The following is a 14,958-nucleotide window of genomic DNA, read 5'->3' as shown; positions in this document are numbered from 1 at the left end:
GCGGTTCGGTGCCCGTGCGTGGAGGCTGCAACCCCGGAGGGACGGAAGCCGTGGAGGTCAAGATCGGCGTGCAGAACGCGCCGCGCGAGATCGTGATCGAGAGCTCGCAGACTGCCGATGAGGTCCAGAGCGCGGTCGCGAAGGCGCTGGAGGGCTCGGAGAAGCTCTTCACGCTGACCGACGAGCACGGCCGCCGCGTCATCGTCCCGGCCGAGCGCCTGGCGTACGTGGAGATCGGCGAGCAGGCCATTCGCAAGGTCGGTTTCGGCACTCTCTGAGGCGCCGTCCGGCCCGGTCGTTCCGGTGCCCCGTTCCCGTGAGGGAGCGGGGCACCGCTGCGTGTACGGCCGGGTCGGGCGGGGTACGGCGACAGGTGCGGCGACGGTGCCGCACGCCCGTCCCGGGAGGCACTCTTGCTGGTCGAGTCGATCGCCTTCGCCCTCGTCGGCCTGGTCACGGCCGCAGCCGCGCTGCTGGCGCTGCCCTCGTACTTCCGGGCGGCCCGCGCACTGACGCTGGGCACCGCGCCGGCGGCGGCGCTGCTGGGCGGGGTGGTCGCGCACTTCTGTCTGCAGGGGCACTACCCGGCGGTGTCGGTCGCGGCCTCGGCGGTGGCCTCGGGCGTGCTCACCTCGCTGCTGGCCCGGCCGGACCTGGCCGCCGGCCGCGCCCCGGCGCACCGGCACCACCCGCACCGGGCCGGCGCCCACCGCGCACCGCGGCGGCACCGGCCGGCGTAGCCGTGCCGACGTGGACGGGCCGGGGCGGGTCGGTCAGCTGGCCAGGCCCAGGGCGGCCATCCGCTTGGTGTGGGCCTCGGTGATCCGGTTGAACATCTTGCCGACCTCGACCAGGTCGAAGCCCTGCACCTGCACGCCGCCGACCAGCATGTTCGACAGCGCGTCCCGCTCGGCGACCACCCGCTGGGCCTGGCTGAGCGCCTCGCCCATCAGCCGTCGGCCCCACAGCGCGAGCCGGCCGCCGGCCCGCGGATCGGCCGCGATCGCCTCGCGCACCTTGTCGACGGCGAACTGGGCGTGGCCGGTGTCGGACATGACGCCGAGGACCAGGTCGCGGGTGTCGTCGTCCAGCCGGACGGCCACCTCGCGGTAGAAGTCGGTCGCGATGGCGTCGCCGACGTAGGCCTTGACCAGGCCCTCCAGCCAGTCCGAGGGCGCCGTCATCCGGTGGAACAGCTCCAGCGGCTCGACGAAGGGGCGCATCGCCTCCTGCGGGTCGGCGCCGATCTCGGCGAGCCGGTCGTGCAGGCGCTGGTAGTGCTGGAACTCGGCGGAGGCCATCCGGGCGAGGGCCGCCTTGTCGGCGAGGTCGGGCGCCAGCTTGGCGTCCTCGGCGAGCCGCTCGAAGGCGCTCAGTTCGCCGTACGCGAGCGCGCCGAGCAGATCCAGCACCGCCGCCCGGTAGCCGGGGTCGGCCGAGCACGCGGCCCAGTCGCCGATCGAGCCGGCCGCGGCGTCGTCCTGCGTCTCACCATGGGTCTCCATGACCCGCCACCTTAGTCCCGCCCACCCCGCTCCCCCACCACTGGCCGCACCCGGGTGACCTGCCGAATCGCCCGGCAAGGCACCCGTCACCGGGGGCAGTGTCAGACGCGTCACGTGTTCGAGTCGTCGCCTGACTGTATGGTGGTACGGAGCCCCGTCGTGCTTGCACGGTGTCACCGCCGTCTCGGTAACCCGCGCAAGCCCGCTCCGAAGCGGCACCGTCCAGCCGGACGTGTCCGCACCGGAGGCACGGGTACTCACGTACGCGGATGCCCGGTCGGAGAGCCGATCGGCTCCGACCATGGCTTGGACTTCAAGCCTTGGCACCGCATCAGTGGCCGAGCGAGGGCCGCCGAGACCCCGCCCCCTGGCGGAGGTCCCGCGCAGGTCCCTCACGGGAATCCTCCCCGACGCCGCCGGCGACGCGCCCCGCACCGGGCAGCGCGCACCGGCCGGCCGCAGGGACCGGCGCGGTTGTGCGTCCGCGCAGCTGTATCGGGGCCGCACAGGCCCGTACGCAGCCGCGCGGCTGCCCGCCCGCCGCTCGCTCTCGGCCCCTCCACACGGAAGAGGCAGCACCCTGTCCACCACCGCTGAACCCATCAAGACGACCTTCCGGGACCTGGGGATCCTCCCGGAGACCGCCGAGGCCCTCGAAGCCGTCGGCATCGTCCACCCCTTCCCCATCCAGGAGATGACCCTCCCGGTCGCGCTGACCGGCCACGACGTCATCGGCCAGGCCAAGACCGGCACCGGCAAGACCCTCGGCTTCGGCCTCCCGCTGATCGAGCGGGTCACCGTGCGCGCCGACGTGGACGCCGGCCGGGCCACCGAGGAGCAGCTCTCCGAGTTCCCGCAGGCGCTGATCGTCGTCCCGACCCGCGAGCTCTGCACCCAGGTCACCAACGACCTGCAGACCGCCGGCAAGGTCCGCAACGTGCGCGTCCTCGCCGTCTACGGCGGCCGGGCGTACGAGCCGCAGGTCGAGGCGCTCACCAAGGGCGTCGACATCGTGGTCGGCACCCCGGGCCGTCTGCTCGACCTGGCCGGGCAGAAGAAGCTGAACCTGTCCAAGGTGCGCTCGCTGGTCCTGGACGAGGCCGACGAGATGCTCGACCTGGGCTTCCTGCCCGACGTCGAGAAGATCATCACCATGCTGCCGGCCAAGCGGCAGACCCTGCTGTTCTCGGCCACCATGCCGGGCCAGGTGATCAGCCTCGCCCGCCGGTACATGAGCCAGCCGACCCACATCCGGGCCACCGCCCCGGACGACACCGGCACGACCGTCGCCAACATCGAGCAGCACATCTTCCGTGCGCACTCGCTCGACAAGGTCGAGATGGTCTCGCGCATCCTGCAGGCCGACGGCCGCGGGCTGGCGATGATCTTCTGCCGCACCAAGCGCACCGCCGCCGACGTCTCCGACCAGCTGACCCAGCGCGGCTTCGCGGCCGGCGCCGTCCACGGCGACCTCGGCCAGGGCGCCCGCGAGCAGGCCCTGCGGGCCTTCCGCAACGGCAAGGTCGACGTGCTGGTCTGCACCGACGTCGCAGCCCGCGGCATCGACGTCGAGGGCGTCACCCACGTCATCAACTACCAGTGCCCCGAGGACGAGAAGACCTACCTGCACCGGATCGGCCGCACCGGCCGGGCCGGCGCCTCCGGCACCGCCGTCACCCTGGTCGACTGGGACGACATCCCGCGCTGGCAGCTGATCAACAAGGCGCTGGAACTGTCGTTCAACGACCCGGAGGAGACCTACTCCACCTCGCCGCACCTGTACGAGCTGCTGAAGATCGCGCCGGGCACCAAGGGTGTCCTGCCGCGTTCGGAGCGGACCCGGGCCGGGCTCGGTGCGGAGGAGGTCGAGGACCTCGGCGAGACGGGCGGCCGTGGTGGCCGGGGCCGTGGCCCGAAGGCCGGCTCGGGCCGCCAGGGCGCTGCCGCCCCGGTCGAGACCGAGGAGCAGAAGCCGCGCCGCACCCGTGAGCGCCGCCGCACCCGTCGGGGCACGACGGTCGCCGAGGGCGAGGCCGGTGCCGTGACCGAGGCCGCCGTGGCGGCTCCGGCCGTCGAGGGCACCGAGGGCGAGGCCGCGCCGCGCCGTCGCCGTCGCCGCTCCCGCGGTGGCGCCGCGGCCGGCGAGACCGCGGCTGCGGTCGAGGCGGCTCCGGCGGTCGAGGCCGCCGAGGCCGTCGAAGCCGCCGCCGTCGCGGCCCCGGTCGAGAAGAAGCCGGCCACCCGGACCCGCACCCGCAAGCCGAAGGCCGAGGCGGTCGAGGCCGTGGAGGCCGTGGAGGCCGTCGAGGTCGTCGCCACCGAGGCGCCGGCCGAGAAGAAGCCCGCCACCCGGACCCGCACCCGCAAGCCGAAGGCGGAGGCCGTGGAGACGGTCGAGGCCGTCGAGGTCGTCGCCGTCGAGGCGCCGGCCAAGAAGAAGCCCGCCACCCGGACGCGCAAGCCGAAGGCCGAGGCCGTCGAGACGGTCGAGGCCGCGGCCACCGAGGCCCCTGCCGAGAAGAAGCCGGCCACCCGGACCCGCACCCGCAAGGCCGCCGCCACTGCGGAGACCGCCCCGGCGGCCCCGGCCGCCGAGGCCGCCGCCGAGGTGCCGGCCCCGCGCAAGCGCACCCGGACCCGCAAGGCCGCCGCCACCACGGAGGCCACTCCGGAGAGCTGATCCTTCCGGTCTCCCCCGAGGGGGTGAGCCAGGCCACCCGGCCCGGCCCGCCCCCTCGGGCGTTTCCCGCCAGGCCCTAGGCTCGGGGCGTCAGGCAGTCGCGGGTAGCAGGAGAGCAGGGAGAGCAGCCCATGAGCACGCCGCCGTTTCTGAGGTTGCCCGGGTGTGCGCGGGCCGAGCGGCTGGCGACCGGGCGCGGGGAGTTCGCGGCGTTGCGGGCGGAGCCGGCGGGGCCGGTGCGCGGGTCGGCGCTGCTGGTGCCGGGGTTCACGGGCAGCAAGGAGGACTTCATCGGGCTGCTGGAGCCGCTGGCGGCGGCCGGGTACCGGGTGACCGCCGTGGACCAGCGCGGTCAGTACGAGACCGGCGGGCCGGACGATCCGGAGGCCTACACCGTCGGGGCGCTGGGCGCGGACGTACGGGCGCTCACCGAGGTGCTGGCGGCGGACGGCGGGCCGCTGCACCTGCTGGGGCACTCCTTCGGCGGCCAGGTGGTGCGCGAGGCGGTGCTCGCCGCCGCCGCGCGAGGCCCGCTGCCGTGGCGTTCGCTGACCCTGGTGTCCACCGGGCCGGGGGCCATCGACCCGGCCGAGGCGGCTCGCACCAAGCTGCTGCTGGACGCGTTGCAGATGATGAGCCTGGAGGAGATCTGGCAGGTCATGCGGCAGCTGGAGGCGGACAGCGGGCAGCCGAAGCCGCACCTGGATCCGGCCGTCGCGGAGTTCCTGCACCGCCGCTGGCTGGCCAACGTGCCGCGGGCGCTGTCCGTCACCGGCGGCCACCTGATCGCCGCGCCGGACCGGGTGGACGAGTTGGCCGCCGCCACCGCAGGGCTGCCGGTGCTGGTGCTGTCCGGGGTGCGGGACTACGCCTGGCCCGTCCCGGAGCAGACCGCGATGGGTGAGCGGCTGGGCGCCCGCCGGGTGGTGATCGCGGACGCCGGCCACTCGCCCAACGCCGAGAAGCCGGCCGAGACCGCCGGGGCGCTGGCCGCGTTCTGGGCCTGACCGGCCCTGGTCATACCACTCCCCGAAGAGTGGTCTCTACCACTTCTCGAACGTCGACCGGCTTCAACACAGGACAAAAGTCGTTAGTTACGGTAATCTTTGATTCTGTCCGGGAATCATCGCCGGCCTCCGCAGCGACGCGCACCACCGGAAACCTGGACTTCACGGACGGGCAACGGCCCGGTAGCACCGCCACGACACCGTGGTTCCTGAGGCACTGGACGCACCAGGCAAGCAGGGGGAGCCCTTGCCGCAGCAGAGCGCCGCACGAACGGCCCGCCCGGCCCGGCCGCTACGCCGGACCCGCAAGACCCCGAAAGGGCTGATACCGACTCAGCCACAACCGCCCCGCCTCGCGGGGCCAGGAAAGGAGACGCCCATGACGAAGACCATGCGCTTCGAGATCGTCCGACTGGACGACGCCAACGGCTCCGCCACCGACCGCCTGATCGCGGACGCCGCCACCGTGCGCGAGCACGTCCAGGCCGCCGCCCGCACCGGCGAGCGCCTGCTCATCCGCCCGTGCCCGACCGTCTGACCCGGCGCGGCCGCTCCGACCGGGAGCCCTCACCCGCCGCCGACGAACCGGCAGCGTCCGATCCGGACGTTCCGATACCAGACTGACGCCCCGTCACCGCTATCGCCGATGACGGGGCGTCAGTGCGTCGGGGCCGGGCCCGGGACGTTTGCCGCCGCCCGCCACGGGACATCCCCCCAACGGGAACCGCCCGCGCCGCGCCCACCCAACGCCCGGCCGGGCGTCCGCCACCGACAGGTGCCGCCGAGCCCTCCGTACGGGTGACCGTCCTTGACGCGGCGGTCCGGAGGGAGGAGCGTTGTCGGCTATGAGGGGCGAGCCAAGCTGCCCGAGGTGCGCCGGTCGGGTCCGCGCCCCCGGTCTGTTCTCAGACACCTGGCAGTGCGACCGGCACGGAGCAGTTCACCCGATGCAGCCCGTCCTGCCCCCGAGTGTGGAGGCCCTGGGCGTCGCCGTCGCCCGATCCCAGGTCCCCGTCTGGCTGCCCTGGCCGCTCCCGGTCGGCTGGCTCTACACCGGCATCGCCCACGTCGGCGACGACGTCTCGGGCGCCCGGGCCACCGCCGTCGCCTGCTCCGGCCCGGCGCCGCTCGGCGGCTTCGGCGAGCTGGTGCTCGTCGCCGAGGAGCTGGGGGTCGGGCTCGGCGCCCGCTACGCCGGGCTCCCGGGGCCCGACCCGGGCGACTCCGTCGGCCTCTACAAGCCCGCCGACACCAAGCTGATGGCCGCCGGGCGCCCCACCCCGCTGTTCCACGTGCCGGACGCCCCCGACGACCGCGCGGTGTTCGCCGGCGAGGCCCGCGGGCTGTGGCTCTGGGCGATCGCCTGGCCCGAGCAGTCCGCACTGGTGATGTACGACGAGCTGGTGCTCACCGACCTGCGCGAGGCCGGCGCCGAACTGGACCTGCTGCCCTGCGGGGCCCTCTCCCCCCGGCTACTCGGCTGACCCCGGCCGCTCGGCCGACCCTCGCGGGCTCGCCCGGACGGCCTATCCTGGCGGCACCCACGAGCCTCCAGGAGCCCGATCCGTGCGCATCGACCTGCACGCCCACAGCAACGCGTCCGACGGCACCGACAGCCCCGCCGAGCTGGTCGCGGCGGCCGTCGCCGCGGGCCTCGACGTCGTGGCGCTCACCGACCACGACACCGTGGCCGGGCACGCCGAGGCCGCCGAGGCGGTGCACGCGCTGCCCGCCGGCGCCCGGCTGACCGTCGTCCCGGGCGCGGAGCTGTCCTGCGTCGTGGACGGCGTCAGCATGCACCTGCTGGCATACCTGTTCGATCCCGAGGAGCCGGAGTTCGCGCGCGAGCGGGAGCTGGTGCGCACCGACCGGTTCCGGCGCGGGCAGGCCGTCGTCGAGCGCTGCCGGGAGCTCGGCGCGGACATCAGCTGGGAGCAGGTGCGGCGGATCGCCGGCGCCGGTTCGGTCGGGCGGCCGCACATCGCCAGCGCGCTGGTCGAGGCGGGCGTGGTGGCCACCGTCTCGGACGCCTTCACCTCCGAGTGGCTGGCCAACGGCGGGCGGGCGGACGTCCGCAAGCACGAGACCGACCCGGTCGAGGCGGTCCGGCTGGTCCGGGCGGCCGGCGGGGTGCCGGTCTTCGCCCACCCGGGCGCGGTCAAGCGCGGCCGGACCGTACCGGACCGGGTGATCGCCGAGCTCGCGGCGGCCGGGCTGGGCGGGCTGGAGGTCGACCACACCGACCACGACGAGGAGACCAGGGAGCGGCTGCGCGGCCTGGCCGGCGAACTGGGCCTGCTGGTCACCGGCTCCAGCGACTACCACGGCTCCCGCAAGACCGTCCGGCTCGGCGAGCACACCACCGACCCGGCGGTGTACCAGGCGCTGCTGGCACAGGCCACCGGCGCGAAGCCGATCACCCGCTGAGCAGCCGCCGTACCCGGGGCGCGGCGCCGGCGGACGGACCGGACCGCGGGCCAGCCTGAGCGGCCGTCAGTCCAGCCGGACGCCGCGCCGGTCCGGGTCGCGCAGGTCGGTGCCCTGGTTCAGCCAGCGCTCCTGGAGGGCGGCGGCGCCGTGCACCCGCTTCCAGCCGGCCTCGTTGGGCGTCATCGGCAGCAGCGGCAGGAAGCGGACCGGCTCGGCCGGCTCGGCCAGTTCCAGGTCCTCGACCAGGCCGCCCGGCTCGGCGGCCAGCACCGAGGTGAAGGGCGCGCCGTCCCAGAGCGGGGCGCCGAGGTCCAGCGAGCCGCCCGGGGCCACCACCAGGCCCTCGACCTGCGGCGTCGCGGCGAAGGTGGCCAGGCTGCGCAGCACGCCGTCGCGCCCGCCGCGGACGGTCAGCACCAGTTCGACGCGCGGCCCGCGCAGCTGGTCGGCGACCGTCGCGGTGGGGTCGGCCATCGGCGCGGCGGCCATCCCGAGCGTGGCGTACCGCACCAGGCCCTCGGCGTCCGGGCCGAAGCGCAGCACCTCGATCCGGTCGGTGCCGAGGAAGGTGACCGCGGCCCGGCCGCTCGGCTCGCCGAAGGTGGAGATCAGCCGGGCCTCGACGGCGGCCAGCACCGCCTCCCGGGAGAGCTCCGGGGAGCTGCCGCCGTGGGGGTCGCCGAAGAGCGGGAAGTCGTGGGCCATGCCGGTGAGCGTAACCCGCGGGAACGGCCCGGTTGCGGGCGGGCCGAGCGGCTCCGGGGGCGCCGTCCGTAAAGCCTTCGGAAACCCCTGGGAGTCCCCGGGCGCCGATGGCTGGTCAGATGTTAGGGTGAGCGACTGGCCACCGGGATTCTTCCGTCCCGGGGCGGCGGCGCGAAGGAGGTGGTTGCGGTGGATACCGGCCGACCATGCAGTACCGGCAGCTCTGCCCGGCCCCGACTCCCCCGTACCCCGCGCCCCGCAGGCCCAACCGGCTGAATCAGCCGCGATAGCCGCGAGCGCAGGCCCCACGGCGGACGGACCGGCCGGGAGAGCACCTTCATCCCCCCTTCACCGGTGTTCTTCGCCGTCGTACCGCGGCCGAACGTTTCTTCTTCCACGCCGCCGTGTGACGGCTCCTGCCTCTGGGAGCCCGCCATGTCGATGATCAACAGCCTGCGCGCCGCCGTCCGCACCAACCGCCGACGCGGCGCGGCCGGGGTGTACGACGTCACCACCGACGACGCCGGCTCGGCCATCGTGGACTGCGCGGTCTACCAGCACGGCAAGCGCCGGGGCGAGACCTGCAGCCCGCGCGAGGCCGCCCGCCGGGTCAAGGCCGAGCAGCAACTGCCGGACGGCGCCGGTTCGTTCAGCTGGATCGGGCTGCACGAGCCGACCGAGGCCGAGTTCGAGGGGATCGCCCAGCGCTTCGGCCTGCACCCGCTCGCGGTCGAGGACGCGGTGCACGCGCACCAGCGGCCCAAGGTCGAGCGCTACGACGACGTGCTGTTCGCCGTCTTCAAGACCATCCGCTACGTGGAGCACGACCAGCTCACGCCCACCAGCGAGGTGGTGGAGACCGGCGAGCTGATGGTGTTCGCCGGGCGGGACTTCGTGATCACCGTGCGGCACGGCGGGCACGGCTCGCTGCAGGAGCTGCGCCACCGGCTGGAGGCCGACGCGGACGAGGCCGGGCTGCTCGCCAAGGGCCCGTCGGCGGTGCTGCACGCGATCGCCGACCACGTCGTGGACAACTACCTGCTGGTCGCCGAGCGGCTGCAGAACGACGTGGACGAGATCGAGTACGGCGTCTTCTCGGCCAAGGGCGGCCGCAGCGCCGACGTCGGCCGGGTCTACCAACTCAAGCGCGAGGTCCTGGAGTTCAAGCGCGCCGTGGTGCCGCTGCTGCGTCCGATGCAGCAGCTGTCCGAGCCGCTGCAGCGCCTGGTGGACCCGGACATCCAGAAGTACTTCCGGGACGTCGCCGACCACCTGGCCCGGGTCGCCGAGCAGGTGCACGGCTTCGACGAACTGCTGAACTCGCTGCTGCAGGCCAACCTGGCGCAGGTGTCGGTGGCGCAGAACGAGGACATGCGCAAGATCACCGCCTGGGCGGCGATCTTCGCGGTGCCCACCATGATCACCGGCGTCTACGGGATGAACTTCGAGTACATGCCCGAGCTGCACCACAAGTACGGCTACCCGACGGTGCTCGGCGCGATCGTGCTGATCTGCGTCGGGATGTACCGGGGCTTCCGCCGCAACGGCTGGCTCTGAGGCGCACCCCCGGCGCCGCGCGGGCCGGGGTGCGCCTCAGCGCCGCCCGCCGCGCGCCACCAGGACCAGCCCGAGCAGGATCAGCACCACCGCCGGATAGGCGGCCACCGGCGGCCACTGGCCCAGCCAGAGGGCGGCGATCAGTGCCGCCCCCGGAGTCTCCAGGAGGATCGCGGTGGAGGTGATGGACGGGCCGAGGTTGCGCACCACGCGGCTGCTCAGCGAGTGGCCGAGCAGTTGGGCGGTGACCATCAGCAGCGCGATCTGCCACCACGCCCCGGCCGGCCACCCGGCCAGCGGAGTCCCGGCGACCAGGCAGATGCCGAGCAGGCCCACCGCCGTGGTGGCGTAGCAGACCAGGGTGTACGCGGTGGTGCTCACCGTCCTGCGGACCTCGGCGCCCAGCAGCATGTACCCGGCCGCGGCCAGGCCGGCGGCGAGGGCGAGCGCGTCGCCGAGCAGCGCCCGCGGGGAGAGCGAGAGGTCGACCCCGGTCAGCACCAGCACGCCGGCGAAGGCCACCACCGTACCCAGCCAGACCATGCGCGGCGCCCGGACGCCCATCAGCCGCATCAGCAGGATGGTCCACAGCGGGGTGGTGGTGACCAGGGCGGTGGCGGAGGCCACCGAGGTCATCCGCAGGCTGGGCATCCAGAGCGCGAAGTGGACGGCGAGCAGCGCCCCGGCCGCGATCGCGAGCAGCAGCGCCCGGCGGCCGATCCCGCGCAGCTCGGCACGGTGGCGCAGCAGCGCGTACGGGCCGAGGGCGCCGACCGACATGACGTTGCGCCAGAAGGCGATCGCCAGCGCGGGCGCGGCGGTGGCGCTGATCAGCGGGCCGGAGAGCGAGATGCCGCCGATCGAGACGGCGAGCAGCAGCAGGTCGAGGGTGGGGAGCGGGTGCGTCGGCCCCGGGCCGGCGCCGACGGCGGTGTCGGCGCCGATGGCGGTGTCGGCGGGGACAGCGGTGTCGGCGGGGACGGCTGCGGTCGTGGGCCGGGCGGCGGGCACGGCGCTCCTTCTGCTGGTCGCGGTGGCGGGTTCTCGTACGGCAAGGCCCGTGGTGCGCTCATACGGTAAGGCCCGTGGCGCGCCAATGGAACTGTCGCCCGGAGGCTGAGACATCCGGCGGACGGGAAGGGGCGGGAAAGCCGTACGCTGTCCGCCATGGACCGTACGCCCGCCGCCGCGACTGCCGACGCCTTCCTCGACCAGGCCCTGCTGGAGGAGGCCGCGAAGAAGTCCGGTCTGCTCTGGGTGCGCGCCGACGGGCAGGAGCAGGCCCGGCCGCTGTGGCACGCCTGGCACGACGGCGCGGTCGTGGTGGTCGGCGGGGGCGGCGAGCAGCCGCTGCACGGCCTGGCCCCCGGCACCGGGGCCGCGGTGACCGTCCGCAGCAAGGACAAGGGCGGCCGGCTCACCGGCTGGAACGCCCGGGTGGTCGAACTGGCACCGGACAGCGAGGCCTGGCTGGGCGCCGTCGAGGAGCTCAAGGGCAAGCGGCTGAACGCGCCCGACACCGACACCATCGCCGAGCGCTGGGCCCGCGAGTGCCGGGTGCTGCGGCTGGAGCCCGCCGGCCCGCTCACCGAGCACCCGGGCGCGATGCCGGACGGCTCGCACAGCGCCGAGCCGATGCCCACCCCGGCCACCACCCGCCGCCCGATCCCGGCCGGCCTGCCCAAACTGCTGTTCAAGCGCCGTTGAAGGTTCACGCCGAGGACTCCTTCGACCGTTACCGTGCCTCCGCGGGCCGGGCCCCGCGCACGCGGGTAGCCTTGGCCGCGGGTGCCCCGGCGCACCACGCACGGCGTCGAGCGAGTCGAGGGAGTCCATGGCAGGGCCAGGCACCCGGGTCTTCATCTCCCACCTTTCCGCCCTCGCGGTCTTCGACCCGAACGGCGACCAGGTCGGGCGGGTCCGGGACGTCGTCGTCTCACTGCGGCTCGGCGGCCGCCCGCCGCGCGTCCTCGGCCTGGTGGTCGAGGTGGTCGGCCGGCGCCGGATCTTCCTGCCGATGACCCGGGTCACCAGCCTGGAGTCCGGCCAGGTGCTCACCACCGGCGTGATCAACCTGCGCCGCTTCGAGCAGCGCCCGTCCGAGACCCTGGTGCTCGCCGAACTACTGGACCGCACCGTCACCTGGTCCAAGACCGGTGAGGACGTCACCGTGCTGGACGTCGGCATGGTGCAGACCCGGCTGCGCGAGTGGGAGATCAGCAAGGTCTTCGTCCAGCTCGGCCGCGCCGGGCGGCTGCGCAAGGGCAAGGGCGAACGGCTCACCCTGGACTGGCAGGACGTCACCGGCTTCTCACTGCCCGAACAGGACCAGGGCGCCGCCAACCTGCTCGCCACCTTCGAGCAGCTGCGCCCCGCCGACCTCGCCAGCGTGATGCACCACCTGTCCTCCAAGCGCCGCGCCGAGGTGGCCGCCGCACTGGACGACGAGCGGCTGGCCGACGTCCTGGAGGAGCTCCCCGAGGACGACCAGGTCGAGATCATCGGCAAGCTCCAGGAGGAGCGCGCCGCCGACGTCCTGGAGGCGATGGACCCGGACGACGCCGCCGACCTGCTCTCCGAACTGCCCGGCGACGAGGCGGAGCGGCTGCTCCAGCTGATGGAGCCGGACGAGGCCGCGCCGGTGCGCCGCCTGCTGACGTACGAGGAGGACACCGCCGGCGGTCTGATGACCACCGAGCCCGTCGTCCTGGAGCCGGACGCGACGGTCGCCGAGGCGCTGGCCCGGGTCCGGGTCCGCGACCACAAGCCCGCCCTCGCCGCGCAGGTCTTCGTCTGCCGCCCGCCGAACGAGACCCCGACCGGCCGCTACCTGGGCACCGTGCACTTCCAGCGGCTGCTGCGCGAGCCCCCGTACGTGCTGGTCGGCTCGCTGGTGGACGACGACCTCGACCCGCTGCCGCCGGACACCCCGCTGTCGCTGATCACCAGCTACCTGGCGACCTACAACCTGGTCGCCGCGCCGGTCGTGGACGAGATGGACCACCTGCTCGGCGCGGTGACCGTCGACGACGTGCTCGACCACCTGCTGCCGGAGGACTGGCGCGACGCCGCACTGCACGCCCACGACGACATCCGGCACGACGAGACGGAAGGGGTGACCGGTGGACGGTGACCGCAACGGCAGGCCGGACGACTCCGCGCGCCGCCGCCTCCAGGGCGAACTGCGGCAGCTGCGCCAGCTCCGCGAGCTGCGCACCCGCGAGGGCAGCCGCGAGCGCCGCACGGACACCGCCCCGATCACCGGCACCGGCCGCACCCGGCTCGACCAGCCGCGCACCGCACGGCCCGGCCTGCTCTCGCTGCCCTCCTACGACCCGGAGGCCTTCGGCGTCCTGTCCGAGCGGATCGCCCGCTTCCTCGGCACCGGTCGGTTCATCGTCTGGATGACGGTGGTGGTCGTCATCTGGATAGCGTGGAACACGCTGCTGCCGGCGACCGTGCGCTTCGACGAGTACCCGTTCATCTTCCTGACCCTGGCGCTGTCCCTGCAGGCCTCGTACGCGGCCCCGCTGATCCTGCTGGCGCAGAACCGCCAGGACAACCGGGACCGGGTCAACATGGAGCAGGACCGGGCCCGCAGCGACCGCAACATCGCGGACACCGAGTACCTGACCCGTGAGGTCGCGGCCCTGCGGCACGGGCTCGGCGAGGTCGCCACCCGTGACTTCATCCGCAGCGAACTGCAGTCCCTGCTCAGGGAGATCGAGGAGCGCCGGGAGGCCCCCGAGCCGCTCTGACGGCGCTCCGGCCGCGCTCCGTCGGCGCTCCGCCGCCGTGATGCCGCCGCTGTGCCGTCGCTGTGACCGGCGGCACGCTACCGGCGGGTTAAGCGGTTCGCCCGGCGCCGTACCATCAAGGCATGGCCAACGAGACAGAGGTCGCGGCCGGCGTCACGGAGGAGTCCGTACGCCAGGCGCTGGCGACCGTCAACGACCCGGAGATCAACCGCCCGATCACCGAGATCGGCATGGTGAAATCGGTCGAGATCGCCGAGGGCGGCGCGGTGCGCGTCGCGGTCTACCTGACGGTCTCCGGCTGCCCGATGCGCGACACCATCGTCACCCGGGTCCGCGAGGCGGTCGGCAAGGTCCCCGGCGTGACCGGTGTCGAGGTCGAGCTCGACGTGATGAGCGACGAGCAGCGCAAGGAGCTCTCCCAGCTGCTGCGCGGCGGCGCCCCCGAGCGGGAGATCCCGTTCGCCAAGCCGGGCACGCTGACCCGGGTCTACGCCGTCGCCTCCGGCAAGGGTGGCGTCGGCAAGTCCTCGGTGACGGTCAACCTGGCGGCCGCGATGGCCGCGGACGGCCTGAAGGTCGCCGTCGTGGACGCCGACATCTACGGCCACAGCGTGCCGCGCATGCTGGGCGTCGAGGGCCGGCCGACCCAGGTCCAGGACATGATCATGCCGCCGCAGGCGAACGGCGTGAAGGTCATCTCGATCGGCATGTTCACCCCGGGCAACGCCCCGGTGGTCTGGCGCGGCCCGATGCTGCACCGCGCGCTCCAGCAGTTCCTCGCCGACGTGTACTGGGGCGACCTGGACGTGCTGCTGCTGGACCTGCCGCCCGGCACCGGCGACATCGCGATCTCGGTGGCCCAGCTGGTCCCCAACGCGGAGATCCTGATCGTCACCACCCCGCAGATGGCCGCCGCCGAGGTGGCCGAGCGGGCCGGCACCATCGCGGTGCAGACCCACCAGAAGATCGTCGGCGTGATCGAGAACATGTCCGGCATGCCGTGCCCGCACTGCGACGAGATGATCGACGTCTTCGGCACCGGCGGCGGCCAGACCGTCGCGGACGCGCTCACCCGCACGGTCGGCGCGACCGTCCCGGTGCTCGGCTCGATCCCGATCGACGTACGGCTGCGCGAGGGCGGCGACGACGGCCGCCCGGTCGTGCTCGCCGCCCCCGACTCCCCGGCCGGCGCCGCCCTGCGCGCGGTGGCCGGCAAGCTCGGCGGCCGCCAGCGCGGGCTGTCCGGGATGTCGCTCGGCCTGACGCCCAAGAACAAGTTCTGACATGACCGACGAAGGGCTGGGGTGGTGTTCCAC

Annotated in this window: 15 protein-coding genes; 12 read left to right on the top strand and 3 right to left on the bottom strand. The window is 74.0% G+C overall.

Annotated elements, in window-relative coordinates:
• Positions 1 to 50 precede the first annotated feature (50 nt).
• The gene (locus OP86_RS14555) at positions 51 to 278 is read left to right on the top strand and encodes a DUF3107 domain-containing protein (protein ID WP_030061525.1); all 228 of its coding nucleotides are present in this window, start codon (positions 51 to 53) and stop codon (positions 276 to 278) included.
• A 135-nt stretch (positions 279 to 413) separates the two neighbouring features.
• Entirely contained in the window at positions 414 to 740 is a 327-nt protein-coding gene (locus tag OP86_RS14550) for a hypothetical protein (RefSeq protein WP_051830088.1), read from the top strand.
• A gap of 33 nt (positions 741 to 773) precedes the next feature.
• On the opposite strand, the gene OP86_RS14545 is transcribed toward OP86_RS14550, so the two are convergent.
• Positions 774 to 1,505, bottom strand: coding sequence for a ferritin-like fold-containing protein (locus OP86_RS14545; protein ID WP_030061529.1), 732 nt, complete (start codon positions 1,503 to 1,505; stop codon positions 774 to 776).
• Between the two features lie 694 nt (positions 1,506 to 2,199).
• Between OP86_RS14545 and OP86_RS14540 the strand changes: the two genes are divergently transcribed.
• The 5 genes from OP86_RS14540 (at position 2,200) to OP86_RS14525 (ending at position 7,619) form a co-directional block, all read left to right on the top strand.
• Positions 2,200 to 4,185 (top strand): DEAD/DEAH box helicase, encoded by a 1,986-nt coding sequence (locus OP86_RS14540; RefSeq protein WP_030258734.1) that lies wholly within the window; start codon positions 2,200 to 2,202, stop codon positions 4,183 to 4,185.
• Between the two features lie 131 nt (positions 4,186 to 4,316).
• Entirely contained in the window at positions 4,317 to 5,192 is an 876-nt protein-coding gene (locus OP86_RS14535) for an alpha/beta fold hydrolase (protein WP_030258731.1), read from the top strand.
• 379 nt (positions 5,193 to 5,571) lie between these two features.
• Positions 5,572 to 5,730 (top strand): hypothetical protein, encoded by a 159-nt coding sequence (locus OP86_RS36595; protein ID WP_157849739.1) that lies wholly within the window; start codon positions 5,572 to 5,574, stop codon positions 5,728 to 5,730.
• A 307-nt stretch (positions 5,731 to 6,037) separates the two neighbouring features.
• The gene (locus OP86_RS14530; protein WP_030061535.1) at positions 6,038 to 6,676 is read left to right on the top strand and encodes a DUF6758 family protein; all 639 of its coding nucleotides are present in this window, start codon (positions 6,038 to 6,040) and stop codon (positions 6,674 to 6,676) included.
• A gap of 82 nt (positions 6,677 to 6,758) precedes the next feature.
• Positions 6,759 to 7,619, top strand: a complete 861-nt coding sequence (locus OP86_RS14525) for a PHP domain-containing protein (RefSeq protein ID WP_030061536.1) — start codon at positions 6,759 to 6,761, stop codon at positions 7,617 to 7,619.
• A 66-nt stretch (positions 7,620 to 7,685) separates the two neighbouring features.
• Here the strand turns inward: OP86_RS14525 and OP86_RS14520 are convergent, their stop codons facing one another.
• Entirely contained in the window at positions 7,686 to 8,327 is a 642-nt protein-coding gene (locus OP86_RS14520) for a suppressor of fused domain protein (protein WP_078589038.1), read from the bottom strand.
• Positions 8,328 to 8,762: 435 nt separating this feature from the next.
• Between OP86_RS14520 and corA the strand changes: the two genes are divergently transcribed.
• Positions 8,763 to 9,884, top strand: coding sequence for a magnesium/cobalt transporter CorA (corA, locus tag OP86_RS14515; RefSeq protein WP_030061538.1), 1,122 nt, complete (start codon positions 8,763 to 8,765; stop codon positions 9,882 to 9,884).
• Positions 9,885 to 9,920: 36 nt separating this feature from the next.
• On the opposite strand, the gene OP86_RS14510 is transcribed toward corA, so the two are convergent.
• On the bottom strand, positions 9,921 to 10,895 hold the full coding sequence (locus OP86_RS14510) for a DMT family transporter (RefSeq protein WP_418952627.1): 975 nt from the start codon (positions 10,893 to 10,895) through the stop codon (positions 9,921 to 9,923).
• A gap of 156 nt (positions 10,896 to 11,051) precedes the next feature.
• Between OP86_RS14510 and OP86_RS14505 the strand changes: the two genes are divergently transcribed.
• The 4 genes from OP86_RS14505 (at position 11,052) to OP86_RS14490 (ending at position 14,925) form a co-directional block, all read left to right on the top strand.
• The gene (locus OP86_RS14505) at positions 11,052 to 11,591 is read left to right on the top strand and encodes a hypothetical protein (protein WP_030061540.1); all 540 of its coding nucleotides are present in this window, start codon (positions 11,052 to 11,054) and stop codon (positions 11,589 to 11,591) included.
• Between the two features lie 127 nt (positions 11,592 to 11,718).
• Positions 11,719 to 13,017 (top strand): magnesium transporter MgtE N-terminal domain-containing protein, encoded by a 1,299-nt coding sequence (locus tag OP86_RS14500; RefSeq protein ID WP_030061541.1) that lies wholly within the window; start codon positions 11,719 to 11,721, stop codon positions 13,015 to 13,017.
• Positions 13,018 to 13,093: 76 nt separating this feature from the next.
• Entirely contained in the window at positions 13,094 to 13,642 is a 549-nt protein-coding gene (locus tag OP86_RS14495) for a DUF1003 domain-containing protein (RefSeq protein ID WP_033331933.1), read from the top strand.
• Between the two features lie 122 nt (positions 13,643 to 13,764).
• Complete coding sequence (locus OP86_RS14490; RefSeq protein ID WP_030061543.1) at positions 13,765 to 14,925, top strand: Mrp/NBP35 family ATP-binding protein; 1,161 nt, start codon at positions 13,765 to 13,767, stop codon at positions 14,923 to 14,925.
• Positions 14,926 to 14,958: the final 33 nt, after the last annotated feature.

Origin of the sequence: Streptomyces novaecaesareae, from assembly GCF_000716875.1 — a bacterium.
Lineage (GTDB): Bacteria > Actinomycetota > Actinomycetes > Streptomycetales > Streptomycetaceae > Kitasatospora > Kitasatospora novaecaesareae.
This window is presented reverse-complemented; position numbering and strand designations above follow the sequence as displayed.

What these genes read in the sequence shown, in the direction of transcription:
- OP86_RS14545 (WP_030061529.1), bottom strand. Translation starts at nt 1,505, where the DNA reads ATGGAGACCCATGGTGAGACGCAGGACGACGCCGCGGCCGGCTCGATC.
- OP86_RS14540 (WP_030258734.1), top strand. Translation starts at nt 2,200, where the DNA reads ATGACCCTCCCGGTCGCGCTGACCGGCCACGACGTCATCGGCCAGGCC.
- OP86_RS14535 (WP_030258731.1), top strand. Translation starts at nt 4,317, where the DNA reads ATGAGCACGCCGCCGTTTCTGAGGTTGCCCGGGTGTGCGCGGGCCGAG.
- OP86_RS36595 (WP_157849739.1), top strand. Translation starts at nt 5,572, where the DNA reads ATGACGAAGACCATGCGCTTCGAGATCGTCCGACTGGACGACGCCAAC.
- OP86_RS14530 (WP_030061535.1), top strand. Translation starts at nt 6,038, where the DNA reads ATGAGGGGCGAGCCAAGCTGCCCGAGGTGCGCCGGTCGGGTCCGCGCC.
- OP86_RS14520 (WP_078589038.1), bottom strand. Translation starts at nt 8,327, where the DNA reads ATGGCCCACGACTTCCCGCTCTTCGGCGACCCCCACGGCGGCAGCTCC.
- corA (WP_030061538.1), top strand. Translation starts at nt 8,763, where the DNA reads ATGTCGATGATCAACAGCCTGCGCGCCGCCGTCCGCACCAACCGCCGA.
- OP86_RS14505 (WP_030061540.1), top strand. Translation starts at nt 11,052, where the DNA reads ATGGACCGTACGCCCGCCGCCGCGACTGCCGACGCCTTCCTCGACCAG.
- OP86_RS14500 (WP_030061541.1), top strand. Translation starts at nt 11,719, where the DNA reads ATGGCAGGGCCAGGCACCCGGGTCTTCATCTCCCACCTTTCCGCCCTC.
- OP86_RS14490 (WP_030061543.1), top strand. Translation starts at nt 13,765, where the DNA reads ATGGCCAACGAGACAGAGGTCGCGGCCGGCGTCACGGAGGAGTCCGTA.